The sequence below is a fragment of the Chroogloeocystis siderophila 5.2 s.c.1 genome, from assembly GCF_001904655.1.
GTDB lineage: Bacteria > Cyanobacteriota > Cyanobacteriia > Cyanobacteriales > Chroococcidiopsidaceae > Chroogloeocystis > Chroogloeocystis siderophila.
Genome location: NZ_MRCC01000009.1, coordinates 188,093 through 210,901, shown reverse-complemented (window position 1 = coordinate 210,901; position 22,809 = coordinate 188,093). Strand labels below are relative to the sequence as shown.

Here is a 22,809-nt window from a genome sequence, read left to right as displayed (position 1 = left end):
TTTTTTTTAAGCTAGCAGACAAGCAGCAGGGAAAATTAGGTATTCCAGGAAAAAGAGTTTCCAAATAAATTGATAGAAACTCGCGATCGCACTTTTATCTTGTAAATCAACTTGTCTACTTCGCCACCACATCAACCCCAGTAAAAGTAAATGCGTGCTAATCAGGAATACGGTACTCACTTGCGGTAGCCAAGCCGCCAGCAACATTCCCAAATAGCAAACGGTGAGTACCCAAAGTGCCAAATCAAAGACAGTTTTTTGTCCTAGCTTGATCGTCAAAGTCGTAATTTGATATTGGCGATCGCCTTCGATATCTGGAATATCTTTAAAGATTGCGATTGCAAGCGTAAACACTAAAATAAACGCTGTCAATACCCATATAGCAGGAGGAATCGAGCGATTGCCCTGTAACACCCAGCTAAAATGCAAAAACAGCCCCAAATTCACAATCGCACCACGTACTGAGAAAATACACAATGCCGCCCAAAACGGAAACCGCTTCAAGCGAATTGGTGGTAAAGAATACGCAGTTCCAATTGCTAAACTAATCGCCACCATCCCGAATAAATACGGTCCCAACACCCACGCCAAGAGTAGCGCCAGCCCTCCTGTGACTGCGACAATAATCTGACCTGTACGTTGCGAAAACTCACCCGATGCGATCGGCAAATGTGGCTTATTAATTTTGTCTATCGCCACATCTTCTAGCTGATTTAGCCCGACAATATAGACATTGCCACACAAACAAGCAATCCAAGCCCCCAAAGGCGCGAGTAAATCTACACGTGAGGCAGAAGCGATCGCATAACTAATGAGATACACGCCCCACACACTCAAACTCGTGCCAATAATCGTGTGCGGACGGGCAAATTTCCACAATGCATATAACCAGCCACGCCACCCTAATTGCTTTAACTCTGGCTCAAACACCTGACTCATCAATCAACCTCTGTATGGGCAAGACAGTGCCTTGCCCCGCTGACCACACAATAAACCAAACCGAATCAATCCGCGTTCATAACCGCGACTCATCAATCCCAAAGACAACGCCGCTTGAATTGTTCCCCAACCTGAAAACAGCAACCCCAAAATCGCACCAGGATTCAATGCAGAATCAATCACCACATTCCAAAACGGCGCAACAGCTTTAGACCAATCTGCCGTGCGAATATCGTGTAAGCCAAGATTGCGGGCGATCGCTTCGTACTCAGGTAACGAAATCACATAAGGCAAACAATAAACTTGGTAAATTTCCTCTAAATGTTTACGTTCATCCGCCGTTAGTTCCCCTGCAACACCATCTGTTGGACGATGACACCATGTTACCATCAGCAACTTACCACCAGGCTTGAGTACCCGACAGCACTCCTGCATAAACTTCACTTTATCAGGCATATGTTCGCCACTCTCTAAGGACCACACAAAGTCAAAAGTTGCATCCGCAAATGGCATATTTAAGGCATCTGCAACTTGAAAATGTGTATTTTGGCTCAATCCGGCAGTTTGGGCGCGTTCGGTGGCTCTTGCCGCTTGTACAGGGCTAAGCGTAATTCCTGTCACATGAGCTTGAAACTTTTCTGCTAAATATAAAGAACTACCACCAATTCCACAGCCTACATCTAGAATTTTTTCGGCTTGCTGCACGTCAGACCACTTGAGCAATTCCTCAATTAAGTCAATCTGGGCTTGTCGGCGCTCTTTTTTGTCGTTGCCTGTTGCACCATAATAGCCATGATGCATATGTTCGCCCCAAATTTGTTCCCACAGTCCCGACGAAGCGTCATAGAATTGCTGAATTCGTTGATTTAGTGTTGCACTCATGAACTCAAAAAAGCAATTAGCCTAGCAAATGATACTCGTAGGCTACCATGTGTGGTTTAAATTGAGTTGAGCTTTTTTGCGATTTTTCCCTTGTTTTTTCCCAACCTATGACTGTCTCTCGCTCGATTTGCTTCGGTTTTCTCGCTGTGATTACTGTCGGAACTCTTTTGTTGATGATGCCTTTTTCGACTAGCAGCGGAACGTGGAATGACCCCATTGTTGCCTTGTTTACAGCAACTTCTGCGGTTTGCGTCACAGGATTAGCTGTTGAAGACACCGGAACCTATTTTTCGTTCTGGGGTCAGCTTTTTTTATTAATGTTGGTGCAAATTGGTGGACTCGGCTATATGACAGCCAACACCTTTCTTTTACTTCTCTTGGGACGGCGATTTAGCCTTAAAGATAAAATTGCGATTCAACAATCTTTAGATCGCCCAGGAATTCACGGTAGTACGCAAATTCTACGCTCTATAATTGCTTTAACAGCGATTATGGAAATTACAGGAGTCTTATTACTACTACCAATATTCAACGCTGATTATGGATTCAACCAAGCTTTATGGCTAGCAATTTTTCATAGCATTAATTCTTGGAATAATGCAGGATTTAGTTTATTTCCTGATAGTTATGTAAGATATCAGTTTTATTTACCGCTAATTATTCCTGTCTCGCTGTTGATTATTCTCGGTGGTATCGGCTATCCAGTCATTTTTGAGATGTATTTATGGATGCGCGATCGCTTTCTGAAAAAACCACATCGTGCGGTCTTTTCGCTCAACTTTAAAGTAGCAACAAGTACAACGTTAGCATTACTTGTTATGGGAACGATCGCTTTTCTATTTATTGAACTTAGGAATCCTGACACCTTTGGTAATATTAGTTTTGGCAACCAATTAGTTTTAGCTTGGTTTCAATCAGTTACAACGCGAACCGCAGGTTTCAATACCATAGATATTGGTCGCATGACAACTGCTGGACTCTTTTTAACGATTGCCTTAATGTTTATTGGTGCAAGTCCTGGTGGGACTGGCGGCGGAATTAAAACAACCACAGCCAGAGTATTAGCAAATTGTACTAAAGCAATTTTACAAGGTAAAGAAGAAGTCGAAATGTATCAGCGGCAAGTTCCGATATCATTGATATTAAAGGCTATTGGTGTTGTCGTTGGCTCAACAATAACAGTGATTTTGGCAACCATTTTAATTTCGATCACAGATCCGACGGTAAACTTTATCCAAATCTTGTTTGAAGTTGTTTCTGCGTTTGCCACAGTGGGGCTGTCAACCGGAATCACTGCGAGTGTTTCTGGCGCTGGTAAGCTCATTTTAATCGCGACAATGTATGTAGGACGAGTCGGAATTTTGCTACTGATGGCTGCACTGTTAGGAGATCCGCGCCCGCGGGCAATTCACTACCCTGAAGAAAACCTATTAGTAGGATAGTTATAGAAGAATTATTTGTTGTCTAGTTACGAAGCGAACCATACACTGCTAGGGTAGAAATCAAGCATTTTAAACATGGTTTGAATCGTATAGAGTTTTCTCGTTTAAGGGATCAAGCGTGAATCTATCTTCTTTAGGTTTTTTCCGCAGTCTGCGCCAAGGTAATCATCAATTCGCGGTGATCGGGCTAGGGCGATTTGGTAGAGCGGTATGTTCGACACTGTATCATTTGGGTTATGATGTGTTAGCAACGGATATTGATGAAAAAAGAGTTGCTCAAGTCTTGACTGATCAGATCGCTGCCCATGCTGTTCAACTCGATTCGACGCAACCCACAGCACTAAAAGAAGCGGGAGTTTTTGAATTTGATACGGTAATTATTGCGATTGGTAACTATCTTGAAGAGAGCATCGTGACGACACTAAACGTGAAAGAAGGTGGTGTTCCTCACGTTGTTGCGAAAGCGTCTTCGGAAGTGCACTACAAGTTACTTCAGCGCGTGGGAGCCGATCACGTCGTCTTTCCAGAGTATGAAGCAGGATGTGCGCTAGCGCGATCGCTCACAAAACCATCAATTTTAGACCGCTTTGACCTTGACCCAGATAATAGTATCGTAGAAATCATTGTTCCTGATGAATTTCACGGCAAAACGATCGCTGACTTGAAACTTCGCAGTCGCTTCGGGTTAAATTTGATCGCCGTCAGCCATAACGGCAAGTTTGTCATCAATCCTGAACCTAATGATCGCCTCGAAAAAGGAAGCGCAATGGTTGTCATTGGCTCTAATCGAGATATCAATCGTTTGCCGATATAGTATCACAAAGGTCAGAAAAAAGAATTGTGAATAAATTCGCTGTTATATAAACAAAGTCCAGCAACCTGATCAGATTGCCAAAAGCCTCGTTTTAATTTAAGCCAATACCATTTTGAGTAAACTCCTCGACCGTTATTTCAGAAAACTCATGGATTGTCATTGCTTGTAACATCGCTAAAGGTAGCGTCAGGTGATTTGCTCCGGCTTGAATCGCCGCAGCGGCTTCCTGCGGCGATTTGATACTCGCTGCTAAAATTTCAGTCTTGCTATTTTTTAGGACACTTGCCATATCGCGCACTAAGGCAATACCGTCACCTAATAAGCGAGTTGCACGATTAACGTAGGCGATCGCCATATTCGCACCAGCTTCACTTGCAATCACGGCTTGGGCTGCACTATAAATTGCCGTTACAGAACAATCAATTTCGGAAGACAAACGCGCTACAGCTTGAAACCCTACAGATGTTGCGGGAATTTTTAAAATAGTTTGTTCGCCAATAATTTCACGCGCCTTTCTCGCTTCGCTAAGCATATCTGCGAGTTCATGTGCCATAACTTGGTAAAAAACAGGTCCAGAAGTCAACGCTGTGAGCTTTTTGAGTGCGATTTCTGGCGGTAAATCACTTTTTGAGAGCAATGTTGGATTTGTCGTAATTCCTCTCACCCAACCGATTTTATTGGCTATTTCAGCTTCAGATACTAACGCTGAATCAAGATAAATTGCCATATTTTCTCTCTTATCGACTACTTCTCTTAACCTAGCCTAAGCTTTGCTAACCCTGATATCCCGCAGAAATTCGAGATGCTTGGTAACGGGGGCGAGTGTATTTGCAGCGATCGCACCGCTAGCCGCGACTGCAGGTAAACCAATTCCAGGAAACGTTGAGTCTCCACAGCACAATAAGCCTGGTAGTGACGTTGTCGATCCTGGGAAAAAACCTTCTTTGGCAGAAATTGCCGGACCATACGAACCGCGATGTCGCCGTAAATAGCGTTCGTGGGTTAGGGGCGTACCTACTAAGGTGACTTCGCAACGCGAGCGAATATCAGGAATAATGCGTTCTAAAGCTTGCCACATCACTTCGGCGCGAATTTGCTTTTGTTGCGTGTAAGCTTGCGTGCGACGATCCATTCCCTCCCAGATTGCATACGGTTCGTTTCCAGGTGTATAAACGTGAATGGCGTGCTTTCCTGCGGGTGCAAGCGACGGATCGAGTAATGATGGAATCGAGATCAGCACAACGTTCTGCGGTGCAGTAACTCCTAATTCCCAATCGTTAACGACAATGTAGTGGCAAGCTAAATCAGAGCGAATATTTGTTGCATCAATTCCTAGATGAAGATGCATAAAGCTATCACATTCAGGAGTTGCTTGGCGCTGCTTGCGGAATTTTGGTAAAGTTTCAAGCGGTAACAGTTTGAGCGTATCCCAAATCGAGGCATTGGAAACTACCGCACGACGCGATCGCAGTTGTTTCCCACCCCGTAGTCGCACTCCTACAGCTTGATTATTTTCAACAAGAATTTGCTCAACGTGTGCGTTTAACTGCAACTTACCGCCGTAACGTTCAAATCCCCTTACCAAAGCCGCAACCAGCGCCCCGCTACCCCCAATGGGGTAATCTAGTTTGACACCAGGACGATACCAATCAGCAAACATAAACGCCATTTCAGCGGCGCTAGTACTATCCGCAGGAAGTCCAGAAAGTAAAAAGGATAGTAAGTCTAGCCAATTACGAATAAAAGGATCGCGAATCACATCATCGATAATGCGCGAGAATGGTCCAGTGAGTTTAAAAATATTTGTAGCGTGAGGAGCGATCGCCGGAAGAAATTGCCCCACAGTAAGTACTGCACCGAGATCGAAACGTAACGCCGCTGGCGGTAAAGCGATCGCCGCTTCCGAAAGCGGTTCCATGACGCGCTGTAACTCGCGCCACTCTGCAACAGCCTGATTGCCGCGCAACCTTGCTAGAACTTCACAAAATTGCTCAGCACCAACAGTCGTATCAAAATCACCTTCGGGTAAGCAGCAACCCCACGTATCGTAATTAGTACACGGAAGTTCTTCAGCGATCACATCTAAGACTTGACGTAAAGGATTCGGCGAAGGTGAGTAAGATAAACCAGAGTAGAGCGATGGTCCTGAATCGAATTTGAAGCCTTGACGCTCAAACGCATGGGCTGCACCCCCAGGAATCGAATGACTTTCACAGACTGTCACCGCAAAGCCATAGCGTGCGAGTAATGCGGCGCAGCTTAAACCACCGATACCACTACCAATGATAATCACATCTGTATCAGCATTTGCATGAGAAAACATTTTGGGCGCTTCCTGGGGTAACTGCTGACAATAATTGTAATTGCCATTAGTGTCTGCCAGATCTAGGGAGCGATCGCGACAAAAAATAGCGTAAAACCCGCTACAGAATTAGCTTACAAGTCTATTGTCCAGCAATTAAGATCGAAGTATGTCAATCACAGCGACAAGCTTCGTAATGACAAGTCTTTTAACTAAACCAGCAGCACACTCTTCGCGCTTATGGATGCCAGAACGTGTCTTATTTACACCTGCGGCACTTGATCAACCGTGGGGACAACAAATTTTATCACGCGTACAGGCACTTAACTTACCCATCGAGGAACTACCGCAAAATCGCCTTTCCGGTTTACGCGGTGATTCTGAACGCGAGACGTATCAAATCGCTAAGCGGACACTTGCAGTCGTTACCGCGCCACCGAGTCATTTCAAGCTAAGCCCAATTCCCCCTTCAGCCGATTGGCAATTTCACCTTGCAGAGGGTTGTCCAGCACATTGTCAATATTGTTATCTTGCAGGTAGTCTCCAAGGTCCACCAGTAATTCGCGTATTTGCTAACTTACCGCAAATTCTAGAAAACTTGGCAACCTACGAACGCCCTGGTACTGCAACAACATTTGAAGTGAGTTGTTATACCGATCCACTCGGTATTGAACACCTTACAGGTAGTTTAGCTGAGTGTATTCGCTACTTTGGTACGCGTCGTAATGCTCACCTGCGCTGGGTTTCTAAGTTTGATGCGGTTGATGAGTTAATCGACTTGCCGCACAATGGACATACTCGGTGTCGTGTCAGTGTTAATGCTGCACCTGTTTCAGGGCGGTTTGAAGGCGGTACCGCATCTGTCGCATCGCGCCTGCAAGCCTTGCGCAAATTAGCTTTACCACACAGTCAAGGCGGTGGTGGTTATCCCGTTGGTATCGTTATTGCACCAATTATGCTCATTGATGACTGGGAATTGCACTACACGCAGCTATTCGATGAAATGAGTACAACTTTGGACTTTAGTTGCGATTTGACTTTTGAGTTAATTTCGCATCGGTTCACGCCTAAGTCAAAAGAAGTCTTACAAACTTGGTATCCGCATTCGAAGCTTGATATGGAAGAAGAAAAGCGAAGCGTTAAGCGTAACAAGTTTGGCGGTACAAAGTATGTTTATGATACCGACGACATGAAAACGCTACGTCGCTTTTTTGAGCGCGAAATTGCACGCCGTTTTCCTGAAGCGCGGATACTGTATTGGACATAATGCGTGAAGCTAATCACTTCTACGCTGCTGCATGCGCAGTTGGTGGTTATGGCTATCAAACATTAAGCATAAACCAAAGTTGAATAATACAAGGCTGAGTGTCCCAATCCAAAACCAACCTTCACCACTGATTTTGCGGCTTAAAGCTTCTCCAAAGACACTCAAGCCAAAACCAACGCAGAGTAACCCTGCGACTCCTTTGGTTAGCCATAACATTTTGTCTCGTTGCATTTACGGTATCATCCTTACTGAAAACGCCTGGCGACTCGTGTCGCAGCTTGATAAACAAAGTTCTAGATGGTGCGCGGACTAATAAAATAGGTAATAATCATTTCTCCTGAAGCCCCTCTGCTCCTGAAGCTGCTTCATCTATTACCCTTCAACTAACTGTCGAAAACTGCGAGTATTGGCAATACTTTCAAAATCAGGATCGCTGCTGGCTTCGGCGCGATACTTGGGATTGAGTTCAATTGCTTTTTGGAGGTTTTCTAGGGCTAATTTGACTTGTCCTTGGAAGGCGTAGCAAATTGCTTTGTTGTAATAAGCATTAGGATAGTCTGGCTGAATTTGCAAAGCTCGATCGAAGCATTCTAAAGCTTCTGGATCGCGCTCTAGTTGAACGAGTAAATAGCCTTTAGCGTTCCAAGCTTTGTAGTAGTCGGGATCGCATTTGATCGCTTTATCGTATGATGCGATCGCATCTTCTAATCTTTCGAGAACTTCTAACGCCATACCGCGATTCATCCAAGCTACCGCGTCGTCTGGTTTGACTTGTACCGCGCGATCAAACGATTGAAAAGCTTCTTCGTGATTTTGCAGTTTGCCTAAGGCTACCCCGCGATCAACCCACGCGAGATGATGGTTCGGATTGATTTCGATCGCTTTATCGTACGATGCGATCGCATCCTTATAGCGTTTCATCCGACTGAGAACAATCCCGCGATTAAACCACGCATCGCTATTCTCTGGTTGAACTTGAATCACTTGACTAAATGCTGCAAATGCGCCTTCGTATCTTTTTAGTTCTTTCAACGCTAGCCCGCGATGATACCAACTTGCTGCGTCATCAGGCTTGATTTCGAGGACTTTGTCAAACGCGGCGATCGCTGACTCGTATTGCTTGAGTTCCCACAAAGCTAAACCTTGCTGATAGCACACATCTGGGTTATTCGGTTGAATTTCTAGCGCCTGTTCGTAGGCGGTGATCGCTTCTTGATAACGTCCTTCAGCGAATAACGCATTTCCCTGATTAATATAATCATCAGGGCGCATGAATAACTGCGGATAGTTGGTTTTGAGCAATTCCAATTGTTCGGATAGCGCTTGAATTTGCTGTGATACGTCAGCTAATGCAGCTTCGGCGATTGATGTTGGAGCTATTTCTGCCAATTGTTGAAGAATCTGCTCTTTTCGCGCTTGTGCGTCCGATTTAACTTCTGCAAGTTCTGTTTCTAGTCTATTTTCTAATTTATCAAGGTTTTCTAGCGTTAATTCCTTGCGATTCGTGATTTCTGATTGAAGTGCTGTGAGTTGATTAGACCACTCGGAAGCTAATTTTTCCAGATTTTCGATTGTTGCATTTTGCTGCGATTTTACTCCTGATTGCGAATCGCTGACTTGAGTTGCAAACTCGGTTGCTTGCGATCGCAGCGATTGAATTTCTTGCTCGATTTGTGCTTGCATCCGCGCTTGAAATTCTTTGATTTGTTCGGCGATTTCTGTCTGGAGTTGCTGCAAATTCTCTAACATTGCATCTTTTTGTTGCTGTAACTTCTCTACAGCATCCGTTTGAATTTCTGATAAATAGGGTGCTAAATTTTCCTCTAGCTGCTTCAGATTTTTTCTGATAAGCTCTTGTTGTTTTTGCACTTCATCTTGCAAACTTCCAATTCGTTCTTCTATCTCAGTTTCTATACCTTCTAGTTGATAGACAGCATCACCTTTTTGTTCTTGAATTTCTGATTGTAATTCGGAAATTTGCGAGACAAATTCAGCTTCTGTTTGTCTGATGCTTTGTATAGCTGCATCCTTCTCATCTTGCACATCAGCTTGCATTTCTGTTAGTTGCGGGACAAATTCTGATGCTTGTTTTTTCAAATTTTTTAATAAGAAATCGCGCTGTTTTTGTGCTTGTTGTTGAAGTTGTGCAAGTTGCACAGCGAATTCTTTTCTTGCTTGCTGTAAGCTTTGGATAATTGCGTCTTTTTCCTCTTGAATTTCCGCTTGAATTTCTGATATATCTGGGCTAAAACCTAATGCTAGTTGTTCTAAATTATCTAGCGTTTCATCGTATTGTTGTTGAGCTTGTTGCTGAATTTGTTGTAACTGTTCAGCTAAATCTACTTCTGATTGTCGGATATTTTCTAGTACAACATCTTTCTGGCTTTGAATTTCTGATTGAATTTCAGAAATTTGCGGATTAAACTCTGTTAACAATCGTTCAATATCTTGCGAGATATTACGGCGTTGTGTTTGTAATTGTTCTTGAATTTGTGCTAATTGTTCAGCAAATTCGGTTTCTGAACGTTGTAAATTTTGAATAACGGTATCTTTTTGTGCTTGAACTTCGGTGTGTAATGTTGAAATTTGAGGAGTAAATTCAGATACAATTTGTTCTAGGTTTTGAAAAATTGCATTACGTTGTTGCTCGGTTTGTTGTTGAATTTGTGTTAATTGATTGATTAACTCTACGCGGGATTGTTCTAGATGTTGTAGAACTGTATCTTTTTGCGTTTGAACTTCGGCTCTAATTTCTAAAAGATGCGGTGAAAAGTCATCTTGTAGCTGTTTGAGATTCTGTAAAATTAAAGTTTGTTGCTGCTGCGTTTGTTGCTTGAGACTTGCTAATTGCGCTGCAAACTCATTTTCTAGCTTTTTAATTGCTTGTGCTGAAGTTTTGAATTGATTCTCTAATTTTGCTGTTACTTGTTGCTGTGACTGCGAAAGATGAGCGAGTACTTGAGATAAATTTTCCCGTTGGGCAGTAATTTCTTGCTGTAACTCTTCGGCTTCGTGGTTAATCTCGTCTAAGATTTCTTCCGCATCTTGTAAGATACCCTGAATTTTGCGATCGGCATTAGCAATTTCATTTTGAACGTCTTCAAGTTCTTTCAGCCGTATAATCACAATATCAGCTACACCGCGAATGATAAACTTACGTAATAAAAATAGTGAAACTAACGCGGCACCTAGTAGCACAACTAAAGTGGCAAGTAAAATATTCGTCAGCGATATTGACTGCACATTTCCCTGTGCTGTTGGCGGAGATTGTGGCTGAAGTTGCGCTAAAACAGTTGTTTCCGCCCTGGATTCAGAAGCATCGGGAATAACGGATTCGGCGTTAGCAAAACCAACAGCACCAACCGACAGTAAAAAAGTAGACAGAAAAACACCACTGCCGTGTGATAGAGATTTTAAAATCTGTTTTTGCTTGCGCTTCATAGTTCCCTTTGCCTGCTGATCCACTTTTCGCGATCGTGGTATCTTTTCCAGGTTAATCAAAATTGACGTCTATTTTCGATTTTTACGCTCAATTGTCAAGAAAGCAACTCAACACATCGATTCAAATTGCGGTAAAATCAACATCGCATCACCAAACGAGTAAAAGCGGTAGCGCTCGGCGATCGCTTCTTGGTACAATGCCAAAAGGCGCTGACGTCCAATTAATGCACTTACCAGCATCAGCAAACTTGATTTAGGTAGATGAAAGTTTGTAATCAATCCTTCGACAACGCGCCATTGATAACCAGGATAAATAAATAAGTTGGTTTTTCCGCAAAAAGGTTGTAATTCTCCTGAAACTGCGGCACCTTCTAATGAGCGTACCACTGTGGTTCCCACTGCAAACACTCTCCCGCCTTGGGCTTGTGTCTCGCGAATTTGCGCAACAGTATCTGCACTGACTTCTACCCATTCCCCATGCATTTTATGCGTTGTGATGTCTTCTACTTCTACAGGGCGAAAGGTTCCCACGCCGACGTGTAGTGTCACAAAAGCGGTACGGATTCCTTTACCTTTGAGGCGCGTGAGTAACTCTGGAGTAAAATGCAGCCCAGCCGTCGGAGCGGCGACAGCACCAGGTTGCTCGGCATATACTGTTTGATATTGTTCGCTGGTGGCTTGAGAATTTGTAATGTAAGGTGGTAAAGGCACTTGCCCGTATTGATCTAACACTTGAAGCAAAGACATTGCTGGCGGAACATCAAATTGCAACAACCGCCCCCCAGTCGCTGCGTCGATTTCTAATACAGTTGCACTTAAAGGATCGGTTGCATTTCCTGCAAATACAATCGTTGCGCCTGGCGGTAAACGCCTTCCTGGTTTGACTAAGGCTAACCATTGATTGTGCTGGCGTTCTTCTAAGAGTAACACTTCAACATCTGCACCACTTTGCTTACGCCCATATAGCCGTGCGGGTATTACCTTTGTATTGTTCATCACCAGTAAATCGCCTGATCGCAGCAGTTGTGGTAACTCGTAAAATCGATGATGGTGATGGCGTGTGGAATCAACAACTAATAAGCGCGCGCTATCTCTAGGGACTGCGGGATTTTGGGCAATTAACTCTTCGGGTAATTCATAATCGTATGCAGATAATAAGCTGTCTTGTTCTTGAGCAGATAATTGACGCAACATAGTCTTGAGTGTAAATATTACAGTATTGCCGTTTTCAACTCGAAAATCCGTATTATTACTGATTTCGCCAAGCCATCGCAGCTTTTACATTGTTTATAGGCACATCTTGTTCTTTTTAAATACCGTAGGATTGCAGATTTTTTTCGCTAATTTTTTACAATTCATACTTACATATTTAATTGGGTGAATCTACCCAGGTTAAATTGGGTGGTTTTCCCCTATTAATGAAGCGCCTATCTTCGGCACAATAGAAGTGTCGGATTGGTGCGTCTCCCAACCACGGAAATGGAATACCTTTACTACCTCGCAAACGCCAGCCTCACTTTGAGAATTGTTGAATATCTACACAAAGTGCAGCATTTATCGGTCAGATTTGTAACCGTGATCCATCAAATTGATGGCTGGGTGGTAAAAGTCAAAATGAACTCGCCCTTAAATGCTCAAGATGATGGAGACTTTCGGGCATTTCTCAATGAACTGGGAATTCCCTACGAACCTCCCATGCGTGTCAATATGGCGCTTTGGAGTTTAGAAGCTGGACAATCACCGATTGATGTCATGCGTCGCTATCAAGTTGCCATAGTCTCTCATGGTAGCCCAGAGCGCGAAGAGATTGAAGCTTTCCGCCAGCAATTTGTACGAGGATTAGGTTATTGCCCAGAAACTTTGGCTTAAAGAGTGATGAATGTTGAGTAAAGACACCTTTAGTCAGAACTCTTGAGGATTCACAACTTTGAATAAAATTCAAATGCTGCGAGAATGTATTCTTGCAAGAGTAATTTGAATTTAGTATTTCTAACTTGTAGTGCCAGCGATTCAAAGATTGCTGGCTTATTTATTGGTGGTGGTGAGTGAGTGTTAAAGCGTTGACAGTAGACTAAAGCAACATCAAAGCGACAGGGAAAGTCGTTTAAGTTGGGGTATTGAGTCAAGTAAAAAGTTGCTGCTCGACAAAGTTTAGCTTGCTTTTGTGGTGTGAGCGATAATAACCCGCCTTCATCCCAATTTCCGCTGCTACGAGTTTTAACTTCGACAAAAGTAACGAATGGTGTGGTAGCTTCTTGTTGGGCAACGATATCGAGTTCGCCCCAACGACAGCGCCAGCGACGATGCAGAATTTTGCAACCTTGTAATTGTAACCATTGTGCAACGAGGTCTTCTCCTAATACACCAATATCGGGATAATAAGAAGCAGGAGGGTTTGTCATTGGCTGGAATAAGAATGATTTATAGGCGAGAGGATTGGATGGTAAAGACTATATTCAGGGTATGTCGCTGGATAGCATTTTGGGTGCTAGTTGTGAGTGTGATCGCGTCTCCACTGTATATAAGTATTCCCAGTGCGATCGCACTTGATTACAACAAAGAAATTTTACTGAACTCTGATTTTTCAGGGCGTGATTTAACCGACTCTAGTTTTAATCATGCCAATTTGCGTAACAGCAATTTCAGCCACGCAAATTTAGAAGGTGTCAGTTTATTTGCAGCGAACTTAGAGTCAGCTAATCTCGAAGGCGCAAATTTGACGAATGCAACGTTAGATTCAGCGCGGTTGAGTAATGCTAATTTAAAGGATGCGGTTTTAGAAGGTGCATTTGCGGCAAATGCTAAATTTGACAAGGCGATTATTGATGGGGCTGACTTTACTGACGTGTTGTTGCGCCGAGACGAACAAGACAAGCTGTGCAAAGTAGCGAAAGGAACTAACCCAACAACAGGGCGAGAAACACGGGAAACTTTGATGTGTTTTTAAAGTGACTTATTTATAGCTGAACGAAGACATAAAAATTAGGCAATCCACATAAAGGATTGCCTAAAGTCATTAAAACAATTATGTTTAAACAATGGTAATGTCCAAGCTAGGAACAAAGCCTGAACCGAGTTGAAGTGTGGCAAACTGCGTGCCGTTGAACGATAAAGCACCCGTATCGCCGTTGAAATTGAAACCATTGTACTGGTTGACACCTGGAGTGATACCAAATCCAGAAGCGGAGACTTCTATTTTGTCTCCCTCTCAATACTTGAAGTCTTTAATTGTATCAACTCCTACGAAGGGAGAGTAGAAAACAAAGGTATCTGCGCCCGCGCCACCTACAAGCGTATCGTAACCATATTCACCGACAATGCGATCGTTGCCTGCGCCTCCTTCAATGTAGTCGTTGCCGTAGTAGCCTAGTAGAGTATCATTTCCGGCATCTCCATAGAGTTTATCATTACCAGACAAGCCATCAATGAAGTTATCAGTATTACCAACAACTTTGTTATTCAAGCTGTTGCCAGTGCCGTTAATTGCGTCGTAGCCTGTGAGGGTGAGATTATCGACATACGAGCCGAGGGTAAAGCTGACAGAAGACTTAACGGTATCATTTCCACCATTTTGGTACTCGATAGCGGTATCGTAAAAACTATCGACAATGTATGTATCATTACCTGTGCCGCCATACATCGCATCAGCACCGGAACCACCGTCGAGTAAGTCGTTACCAGCTTCGCCATAAAGGGTATCATTGTCAGCTTCACCGTATAGCTTGTCGTTGCCATCATAGCCGTATAGTACGTCATTGCCATACCAACCATAGAGCGTATCGTTCCCTTTCCAACCATCTAGAGTATCGTTACCATTCCAGCCATCGATCACATCTTTGCCGTCTTTACCGTTTACATAGTCATTACCATCATTAGCAAATATGCTGTCGCTGTAGTTTGTACCATTAATGCTGTCATCGAAAATGGTGCCATTGATGTTCGCCATTGTTTTTACTCCTAATTCATAAATGCTGTAGTTTATGAGCGATACGTTTTGGTTATCTCGTATGCTCTGTAGGTATATAGGAGTAGCTTTCTAGTTTTATGCAGTGGTGTCGTAGAGATTAGAAGATAAGGCATTGCCTTGCCCGTACATTAATCTGGTGCTGTTAAATGAGATCGGTGAGGGAAAATTGGCGTTGTCGATCTAATTGTTGTAAGCGGCGCTGTTCGGTGTAGAGGAGTTCATAGTATGATCGCGATCGCTCTGGATCTTCTTTTGGATCGATTGCTTCCCAAAGTTCGAGGTATAAGCGATAGCGTTTTTCACACATGACGCGTTCCATGCACGCGATCGCTGCTTGTACTCCTTGAGTCGCACGCAGCAGATCGTGTTCAGTTTTCTCATCTAAGTAAAATAAGTGTGATATTGAAGTCATCTCTCGTTCAAATTGTAAGCAGCGGGTTTGGAGGCGCGAGAATAAGGGATCTGATGCGTCAGATGATACTGGGTTATTTTCTAATGCAGTTTCTGCTAAGATTTGTTGCCACAAAAATCGATGATGCGAGAGGCTAAATTGTAGATCTCGCGCTTGTAAAGCTTCAGTAATTGCTTGACGATGTTCGGGACAATGTAGGTAAATGCGTAGTAGTAAAGCTTCGGCTTGTTCGAGGAGACTGCGATCGCTTGTCAGGGGAAAAGCTGATGATTGCTGCTGCTTTTTAAATGGTTGGGGTTTGCGGTTGCTTTGAACAGGTGTGACTTGCTGCGATAGAGTTTCAGCTTGTAGGGATATCAGGCGCGAATCACCTAAACTCAATAACTCGGCGCAGCGAAAAATATAATGATTGCGCGTATCGCTGTTATCAATTAATTTAAGCAACTTCACCATTTTTTGGGCGACTTGCTGAAATTGATCCGCTTGCTTCAAGTCGCGGTTTGCTACGATTTGTTGTATTTGCCAGTCTAACCACAATGGAGCTTTTTGTAATATCTCGCGATAGTGTTCAGGCGTGTAGGTATGTAGATATTCATCAGCATCTTTACCTTCAGGTAAATTGAGAATCCGCAAACTGACTTCACCACGATACGCAAGAGTTGCAATTTCGCTGATCGCGCGTTCTGCGGCTTGCGTTCCCGCAGCATCAGCATCAAAGTTCAGCACAAGTTGTTTTGATTCGGTGTAGCGTAATAATTGGCGTACTTGGTCTAAACTCAACGCTGTACCCAACGAAGCTACTGCGTTCGTAATTCCGGCGGCGTGGAGGGCGATCGCATCAAAATAGCCTTCGACGACGACTGCTTGATCTGCGTGCGAAATTGCCGATTTGGCTTGATCGAGGGCAAACAGCGTTTTTCCTTTGTTGAATAATTGAGTTTCTGGCGAGTTAAGATACTTGGGTTGCTCATCGCCTAAAGTTCTGCCACCAAAACCAATGACCCGTCCTTGGATATCATGAATCGGAATCATCAAGCGATCGCGAAAATAATCGTAATAACTGTTTTTTGATTGTCGTTGGCGAATTAATCCTGCTTGTTCTAGAAGTTGCACAGGGTAGTGCTTTTGTTCTACCAAGTAGCGATAAAGCGTTTCCCAGCTTGTCGGTGCGTAACCTAACCCAAACTGCTGAATGGTTTCTAGGCTGAGTTTGCGAGTCGATTGCAGATACTCTAGCGCGGCTTCTCCTTGTGGTTGACGTAAGGCATGTTGATAGAATTGAGCAGCGATCGCTAGAATCTCGTAAAGCTGTTCGCGTAACGATAATTGACGCTGTAGTTCTTGGCGTTGTTCGGGTGCGAGGCTTTGTACGGGTACTTGGTAGCGCCGCGCTAAATCTAAAACAACTTCACTAAACGAACTTTTCCCGACTTCCATCAAAAACTTAATGGCGTTTCCTCCAGCGTTACAGCCAAAGCAGTAATACATCTGCTTCGTTGGGCTAACACTGAAACTCGGAGTTTTTTCGTCGTGGAAAGGACACAAACCTACATAATCTTTACCACGCTTGCGCAGAACAACGTGTTCTGATACCACATCGACGATATCAACTCGTTGCTTAACTTCTTCAATTGTGTCTGGATGCAGGCGCGGAATTTGCATTGATCTAATTAGTGCAGTGTTTGAGCGAGACTGGTAATTGGTAAAAATCTTGATTAAGAATGACCTATTACCATTATCGAATTAAATAGCTCAACCAAGTTGATGGATCTTTTTGCGGAATCAACAGCCGCCATGTCTTACCTTCTTGCTGACGTTGCAAGTAAACATCAAAAGCATTTTGCTTTTGCGTCAATGTGTGTGGTAGTTTAAGCGTAAGGTCGTACGTACCGCGAACGTGATAGGATGGTAAACTTTGAATTTCTGTAGGTTCGCGTTGCTCAATCTTAATGTGTTCGACTTTTAAGCCTTGGAAATCGACGCCGAGTTGTTTACTGAGTTGCTGTTGTGTTTGTTCTAGTTGCAGTGCGATCGCGCTTTGGACAAGTTTTTTGCTTGGTTGCATTCCACTACTACAGGCTGTCAGCAAAACGAATAAAATCGCGATCGCCATCAATCGAAGCACCATATCCATTCCTCTAGCACGGGTTACGTATTGCCCCTGTAACTACCCCATCAGAGATTGTATCGACTTTGTGCTAGCTTTACTCCGCAAGCATCTCCAAATGCGATTGTTCTAGAAAGGCAACTTGCTGTTCTAATTTGTCGCAACACTGACGTACCAAGCGTAACCCGTCTTCTTGCGAGATTTCTTCTGTGGTGGGGAAAAAGTCTTGCAAAATTTCGGCTTCGGTAGTTTGATATTCTCCTAGCGCAGATCTTAATGTTTTGAGATAGTGCGATCCTTCCCCACCTTCTTGGAGTGCAAAATCAAGAATTGAATCTAAATACGCTACAACTTCAGCACTTTGTACGCCCTCCGTCACCGCAGCATACAGCAAGTCACCATCAAGATAGTAAAAGTCTGGTACAGCAAGAATATTGCCGTTCAACTCAAAGATGCGTAATCCCTCAGTCGGTTTAACAGTTAGATGTTCAGTGCGCACGCGATGTGCTGCATGATAAAGTAGCGTGGCGATCGCTAAAATCACTTGGGGGTAGTTGCTATCGGTTCCGCGCATTTCTACCGTACCAATTCCATTTAGTCGCACGCGATTCCACGCCGCTTTGAGGAGATTTCCCCCAGCTTCTTTAAACAAATGTCGTTCGACTCCAGCCCGATCCATTGCGGCTAACCAAGAGTAGTATCGCGCAAACTGTAACTCGACTAATTCTTCAATATCTGCTGCATACGGCTGTAATCCACCAACCGATTGCAAATGTGTATACACTCCTTCCCAACCAAAAACGTCACTACCGCGATAACGTACGGTATGCGCTGCAAATTTCATGACGCGTCCTTCGTAAAAAGGACACGCCCGCGATAGTACAATCAGCGATGGATCTAACGCTGTTGCCAAGTTATAAATATTCAACAGTTCTTCGCGTGCTTGGGGTGTAGAGTTGTAAGACACGCCTACGCGTCGGTCAATGATTCCTGCTGGGAGATCTAAATGAATGTGCGTTCCTGTACACCGCGCCGCGTGCATAAAGCGATCAAAGCCAATTGTGCGAACTTGCACGTGATACCATAGCTTATTGCGAATTGTCGGCATGACGTGCAGCGGGTATGTAGACAAAGGGTAAAGTCTGAGACTCATTTCCTTAGCTACCTTGAGCGCCACCTTAAGATTACCTAGATATTCTGTTGCTAACTCTGTCACGCTGTAAGCAGGTGGTGTGTTAATTTCCACCATACTTTTTACCCATTCCGGTGCAAAATGTTGCGGGTTACGTCCTTCAGCTACTGCGACTTCTTGACAGCGCTGTAAGTATTCATCACCGCAATGCGAAATGACACCAAGTTCATCTACAAGAAAAAATTCTTGCTCAAGCCCGATCCGCCGATCTTCTACACTCATGCCTCAAACCTCTAAACCGTAGGTCTGCGAGATTCGCGTCCTCTGCTTATGGGTGGTATTGTTTTAATTTTACTGTTCAACGTTCGTACTTCAATGTTCTTACTTAAAGAACACCGCAATTAAACAAATTGATAAGTGTTGTTGACGACATCCGTATCAACTTGATTTAAAGCTTCTAGAATACCTGGAACAGTAGATTGCAACGCTTGACGAATCGCATCTAATTGCACGATGTCTACTTCATTTGTCCATTCGTTCATAAAAAACTTTTTGACTTCAATCGACAAAACGCACGCTGAATCAGGAAAGGTTTGATGCACCCAGCGGGGAAAGTAACCGCCGGAGAAGTTAATATTTTCGCGGACGTCTAGATGTCTACCCAAAAAGTTGAAAGCTCGCAAATCTTGCGTAAAGCGGTCGATAACAGGTGCCCAGCGCTGACGATTGAGCGTTCCTGTACCAATGTTGATTTGTGGATTGTAGCGCGGATCGGCGGGTAGTGAATCAGGTCCAAAACGCAAGTGATTGTAAGTATGCAGTTCAAATACAACGAAGCGACGATGACGACGTTCAATATCGCTCAAAACTTTTTCTAACATCGCATAGAAGGCGTCGTGTTCTGCCCAAGAACGCTCCACGATCACGCGGGGTGGTCTTTTTTTCCAAACCTTTAATCCCCAAGCATCTTCAGGTTTAATATAGACGGATTTATCGCGGCTACGATTGAGGTCAAATTCAAACCGCGATCGCCGTGCAACAATTCTGGTATCGGCAATCTTTGTCCAATGAGCAGTGTACGGATCTTCTTCGCGCCAGCGATCCGCTTCGGTAACACTGAGTAACGGGGCGACTTCTTCGCGGATATCGTGACCATCGTGCAGCGCCACAGCAACAGTTGGTCCATCTCCTTGTGTTAATGCCCAGCTACTTGATGTCATCTACTACCCCACGGAACTATATAAGCTTTTTATTGTCGCTTGAATTGAGGTAAATAAATGTAATGACGGTAACAAGTTGTAGAGCAGAGGTGTAGAGGAGAAATGATTTGTAGTTTTTATTTCGTTAAATGGTATTAAACTTTCCTCAGGGAAATTACTACAAGCTTTTATAATGTCCTAACTCGATTAGACCTTCTGCGTAAAGAGAATCGCGAATAAATTCGCTCGACCTAGTCTTATCCATAAAAATCTTGGGCGTTGCTGAACATAAGTATGATTTGCCCCCTCGCCCCCCAAGCCTGGGGGATTTAGGGGGCTTATATAGAGTGCAACTACTTAACGATCCATACATTCCCTACATTGACTAAGCAATGCCAAATCTTGTTTTAGTGTACGAAGGTATACTTCGCTTGGATAGCCCTGAAGAAAGTCGGAGGGCATCAGTGATTCATGCAGGAGGTTTATTGAATAAGGTTATAAATAAAAACCCCAGTACGGTCTGGGGGCGAGTTGCTGTTAAGTACTCTATTTAACATCCCAAATGCGTGCTTTGTAATCTGCATAGTAACAGCTAAACTTCCAGAAGTTAATCAGCGGACGCAGTAAGGGATGATGTGATTTTTGCTGTTTTTGCTCTACTTTAAGCGATGATTGATTACGCTCAGAAAACATCATGCTTCTTTCTCCTTGGTTAATTATTATTGGTAATATCGTTCTTCAATCCAAGCGCGCATTTCTGCTTCAGAATTACGTTTTGTCGTGCGCCCTGTTATTGGATCGTAAGCATTCCACCATGTATGACCACCGCGGTCTGAACTTTGCCAAACTTGTAGTTCGTTCTGCGTATTGAGATAGTTGATAAATCGCTGCCAAACTCTTTTTAGAGGTGCTAAAGAATCAGCTTTTTTGGTTTGCACTCTTGTCGGCTGATGATAGAGAAATTCTAGTTTTTCTCGATCAAAGGAACTAATCGAATTCTTCATACCAAATCTTCACGACCTCACATCGCATCGTTCACTTCTCTTAACAATCTCACTCTAACAATCTTTTTCTTGACAATCCAAGCAAATTATGTATGGTAAATATGAATAAAATTCATATTTAGGGTATGGCATGACTTACAAATGATTGCGAGAATAGACGTTGCTTGTATGGAGTGCTATGAGTGACATTACTAGTAAAATTAAGCTCTCGCAGTTACGGGCGTTAGTTGCAGTCGCGGAACACGGAAACTTTAGTACGGCTGCGCTACATTTGGATATATCGCAGTCTGCGGTTAGTCATGCGATCGCGGCGTTAGAAGAAGATTTAGGCGTTGTCTTACTCGCGCGTGGGCGTCATGGGGCGCATCCGACACCTGTGGGCGAAAGGATCATTACTCACGCACGCCAGGTACTACAACTACTCGAAACAATCGCTAAAGAAGCAAATCTCGAAAAAGGTTTGCACGGAGGTCAAGTACGAATTGGCTGTTTTCGGAGTGTTGCAACGCACATCTTACCAGCAGTTATTGCCGAGTTTCGCAACCATTTTCCTAAAATTGCTGTTACAATTACTGAACATTACGACTATATTGACGTTGAACAAGCTTTGCGGGAAGGTCATGCGGATCTTGGCTTTACTTATCTCCCTGCAAGTGATGAATTTGAGACTTGGGAATTATTACGTGACGATTATATAGTGTTGCTACCGCCAACTGCTCCAACAACGATGAAACAAATCAACTGGAAGCAATTAGCCGCATATCCTTTAATTGTCCCGTCAACAAATACCTGTTCAATTAGAATTCGCAATCATCTACGCTTTTCCGATTATCCGCTCAACATTGCGTATGAAGTTCGCGAAGATTCAACAATTGTCAGCATGGTTGTTCAAGGATTGGGTGCAGCAATTTTGCCACGACTAGCCGCCGAACCCGTACCACCAGGAGTACAAGCGTGTACTTTACCGATTCCCCTTGAAAGAATCATCGGAGTGGCAGTGTTGGCGAATACACTGCAAACACCCGCAGTTTTTGCGTTTCTGGATGTTCTAATGAAATCAAAGCGATTTGCACTTAAAGCAGTGGTTTAGAAATGATAGTTATTTAAACAATATTCAATCTGTAACATCAGGCGATCGCGTTGCTGGGGGGGTGTTCCTTTATGAAAACAAAACGGATCTTCAGCAAACCCAAAACCAATATTGCCACAGATTGTTAAAATATCTTTTTGTTGATAGTATTGACTAATATCGTGATCGCTACGACCTATAAAGAAAGTCAATTGATGCGTTATTTTCTTATTTTTGTGACTTCCGCGAACACAAACGTGCGGTCCAGTACTTACATCAACTTCGGTTAAGTAAAAGAAAAATTTTAGCGAACGATAGTCAATCGGGTCGTAATGAAATAACTCTTGAGCAAAGTTAAGTCTTTCTTGGAAATTGGCGTTTGTTGCAAAACTCCACCAAAGTCGCGATCCGGTAAATACCGGTTTGGCATTGAAGTAAGTCGCAGCAATTTTAAGTAACTTAGGATCTTGAGTAATCTTCTCAATTGCGTAGCAATGTCGCTCAGGATCTACGTAGTCGCTAACAATAAAAAAACTACTATACTCTTCTTGCCATAGTTCTTTACTATCAATGTGAAACATCAGTTGTGGATTGAGATTTGCATAACACGGCTTGCGCATTGTAAACGCTACAATTTCTTCAATAATGGTCGGTGGTAGCTGAATACCTAAATACAAACCGTCTTTCTGTAGTGCTTGAACAACAGTTTCTACATCAAGCTCTTCAAAGATAGATTCTGAACAGTCCTCAATGAATGCTTTTGGATAAAAAATCTGTATATGAGAGCGAATGACTTGAAATCGCGAGAACAAAAACATGAATAACCATTTCG

General features: G+C 43.4%; 22 protein-coding genes. 6 read left to right on the top strand and 16 right to left on the bottom strand.

Translation table 11 applies throughout. The annotated features are described in order from the left end of the window. Positions 1–6 precede the first annotated feature (6 nt). Entirely contained in the window at positions 7–939 is a 933-nt protein-coding gene (locus NIES1031_RS13025) for a homogentisate phytyltransferase (RefSeq protein WP_073549816.1), read from the bottom strand. 3 nt (positions 940–942) lie between these two features. Continuing rightward, positions 943–1,821 carry a methyltransferase domain-containing protein gene (locus NIES1031_RS13020; RefSeq protein ID WP_073549815.1) on the bottom strand — a complete coding sequence of 293 codons (879 nt, stop codon included), beginning with the start codon at positions 1,819–1,821 and terminating at the stop codon, positions 943–945. A 107-nt stretch (positions 1,822–1,928) separates the two neighbouring features. On the opposite strand from NIES1031_RS13020, the gene NIES1031_RS13015 reads away from it, so the two are divergent. After that, on the top strand, positions 1,929–3,263 hold the full coding sequence (locus NIES1031_RS13015; protein ID WP_073549814.1) for a TrkH family potassium uptake protein: 1,335 nt from the start codon (positions 1,929–1,931) through the stop codon (positions 3,261–3,263). A gap of 118 nt (positions 3,264–3,381) precedes the next feature. Beyond that, positions 3,382–4,077, top strand: coding sequence for a potassium channel family protein (locus NIES1031_RS13010; RefSeq protein ID WP_073549813.1), 696 nt, complete (start codon positions 3,382–3,384; stop codon positions 4,075–4,077). Between the two features lie 91 nt (positions 4,078–4,168). On the opposite strand, the gene NIES1031_RS13005 is transcribed toward NIES1031_RS13010, so the two are convergent. Continuing rightward, positions 4,169–4,804 carry a transaldolase family protein gene (locus NIES1031_RS13005; protein WP_073549812.1) on the bottom strand — a complete coding sequence of 212 codons (636 nt, stop codon included), beginning with the start codon at positions 4,802–4,804 and terminating at the stop codon, positions 4,169–4,171. A gap of 36 nt (positions 4,805–4,840) precedes the next feature. Next, positions 4,841–6,400 (bottom strand): phytoene desaturase family protein, encoded by a 1,560-nt coding sequence (locus NIES1031_RS13000; protein WP_073549811.1) that lies wholly within the window; start codon positions 6,398–6,400, stop codon positions 4,841–4,843. 175 nt (positions 6,401–6,575) lie between these two features. Here NIES1031_RS13000 and NIES1031_RS12995 point away from each other — a divergent pair, with 175 nt between their 5' ends. Further along, a complete protein-coding gene (locus NIES1031_RS12995) occupies positions 6,576–7,646 on the top strand; it encodes a spore photoproduct lyase family protein (protein ID WP_073549869.1) in 1,071 nt (356 codons plus the stop codon). A gap of 9 nt (positions 7,647–7,655) precedes the next feature. Here NIES1031_RS12995 and NIES1031_RS12990 read toward each other — a convergent pair whose 3' ends face one another. The 3 genes from NIES1031_RS12990 to queA form a co-directional block, all read right to left on the bottom strand. Further along, entirely contained in the window at positions 7,656–7,877 is a 222-nt protein-coding gene (locus NIES1031_RS12990; protein ID WP_073549810.1) for a hypothetical protein, read from the bottom strand. 141 nt (positions 7,878–8,018) lie between these two features. Next, a complete protein-coding gene (locus NIES1031_RS12985; RefSeq protein ID WP_073549809.1) occupies positions 8,019–11,087 on the bottom strand; it encodes a tetratricopeptide repeat protein in 3,069 nt (1,022 codons plus the stop codon). A 108-nt stretch (positions 11,088–11,195) separates the two neighbouring features. Continuing rightward, positions 11,196–12,281 (bottom strand): tRNA preQ1(34) S-adenosylmethionine ribosyltransferase-isomerase QueA, encoded by a 1,086-nt coding sequence (queA, locus tag NIES1031_RS12980; protein ID WP_073549808.1) that lies wholly within the window; start codon positions 12,279–12,281, stop codon positions 11,196–11,198. A gap of 285 nt (positions 12,282–12,566) precedes the next feature. Here queA and NIES1031_RS12975 point away from each other — a divergent pair, with 285 nt between their 5' ends. Further along, the gene (locus tag NIES1031_RS12975) at positions 12,567–12,956 is read left to right on the top strand and encodes a hypothetical protein (protein ID WP_041918745.1); all 390 of its coding nucleotides are present in this window, start codon (positions 12,567–12,569) and stop codon (positions 12,954–12,956) included. A gap of 50 nt (positions 12,957–13,006) precedes the next feature. Here NIES1031_RS12975 and NIES1031_RS12970 read toward each other — a convergent pair whose 3' ends face one another. Beyond that, positions 13,007–13,489, bottom strand: coding sequence for a YraN family protein (locus NIES1031_RS12970; protein WP_073549807.1), 483 nt, complete (start codon positions 13,487–13,489; stop codon positions 13,007–13,009). A gap of 38 nt (positions 13,490–13,527) precedes the next feature. Between NIES1031_RS12970 and NIES1031_RS12965 the strand changes: the two genes are divergently transcribed. After that, complete coding sequence (locus tag NIES1031_RS12965; protein WP_073549806.1) at positions 13,528–14,034, top strand: pentapeptide repeat-containing protein; 507 nt, start codon at positions 13,528–13,530, stop codon at positions 14,032–14,034. A 261-nt stretch (positions 14,035–14,295) separates the two neighbouring features. On the opposite strand, the gene NIES1031_RS12960 is transcribed toward NIES1031_RS12965, so the two are convergent. The 7 genes from NIES1031_RS12960 to NIES1031_RS12935 form a co-directional block, all read right to left on the bottom strand. Further along, on the bottom strand, positions 14,296–15,033 hold the full coding sequence (locus NIES1031_RS12960; protein ID WP_236738825.1) for a calcium-binding protein: 738 nt from the start codon (positions 15,031–15,033) through the stop codon (positions 14,296–14,298). A 163-nt stretch (positions 15,034–15,196) separates the two neighbouring features. Continuing rightward, positions 15,197–17,128, bottom strand: a complete 1,932-nt coding sequence (gene dnaG, locus NIES1031_RS12955) for a DNA primase (RefSeq protein WP_073549804.1) — start codon at positions 17,126–17,128, stop codon at positions 15,197–15,199. A 73-nt stretch (positions 17,129–17,201) separates the two neighbouring features. Then, positions 17,202–17,594: a hypothetical protein gene (locus NIES1031_RS12950; RefSeq protein WP_073549803.1), complete on the bottom strand. Its 393-nt coding sequence runs from the start codon at positions 17,592–17,594 to the stop codon at positions 17,202–17,204. Between the two features lie 76 nt (positions 17,595–17,670). Beyond that, positions 17,671–18,987, bottom strand: a complete 1,317-nt coding sequence (locus tag NIES1031_RS12945; protein WP_073549801.1) for a glutamate-cysteine ligase family protein — start codon at positions 18,985–18,987, stop codon at positions 17,671–17,673. 119 nt (positions 18,988–19,106) lie between these two features. Continuing rightward, the gene (locus tag NIES1031_RS12940) at positions 19,107–19,925 is read right to left on the bottom strand and encodes an N-formylglutamate amidohydrolase (RefSeq protein WP_073549800.1); all 819 of its coding nucleotides are present in this window, start codon (positions 19,923–19,925) and stop codon (positions 19,107–19,109) included. 525 nt (positions 19,926–20,450) lie between these two features. Continuing rightward, positions 20,451–20,600, bottom strand: a complete 150-nt coding sequence (locus NIES1031_RS24390) for a hypothetical protein (protein WP_178378131.1) — start codon at positions 20,598–20,600, stop codon at positions 20,451–20,453. 23 nt (positions 20,601–20,623) lie between these two features. Further along, entirely contained in the window at positions 20,624–20,908 is a 285-nt protein-coding gene (locus NIES1031_RS12935; protein WP_073549798.1) for a hypothetical protein, read from the bottom strand. A gap of 178 nt (positions 20,909–21,086) precedes the next feature. Here NIES1031_RS12935 and NIES1031_RS12930 point away from each other — a divergent pair, with 178 nt between their 5' ends. Beyond that, positions 21,087–21,998: a LysR family transcriptional regulator gene (locus NIES1031_RS12930; protein ID WP_073549797.1), complete on the top strand. Its 912-nt coding sequence runs from the start codon at positions 21,087–21,089 to the stop codon at positions 21,996–21,998. Here NIES1031_RS12930 and NIES1031_RS12925 read toward each other — a convergent pair. Beyond that, complete coding sequence (locus NIES1031_RS12925; RefSeq protein WP_084544336.1) at positions 21,995–22,795, bottom strand: hypothetical protein; 801 nt, start codon at positions 22,793–22,795, stop codon at positions 21,995–21,997. The genes NIES1031_RS12930 and NIES1031_RS12925 overlap by 4 nt on opposite strands. Positions 22,796–22,809 lie beyond the last annotated feature (14 nt).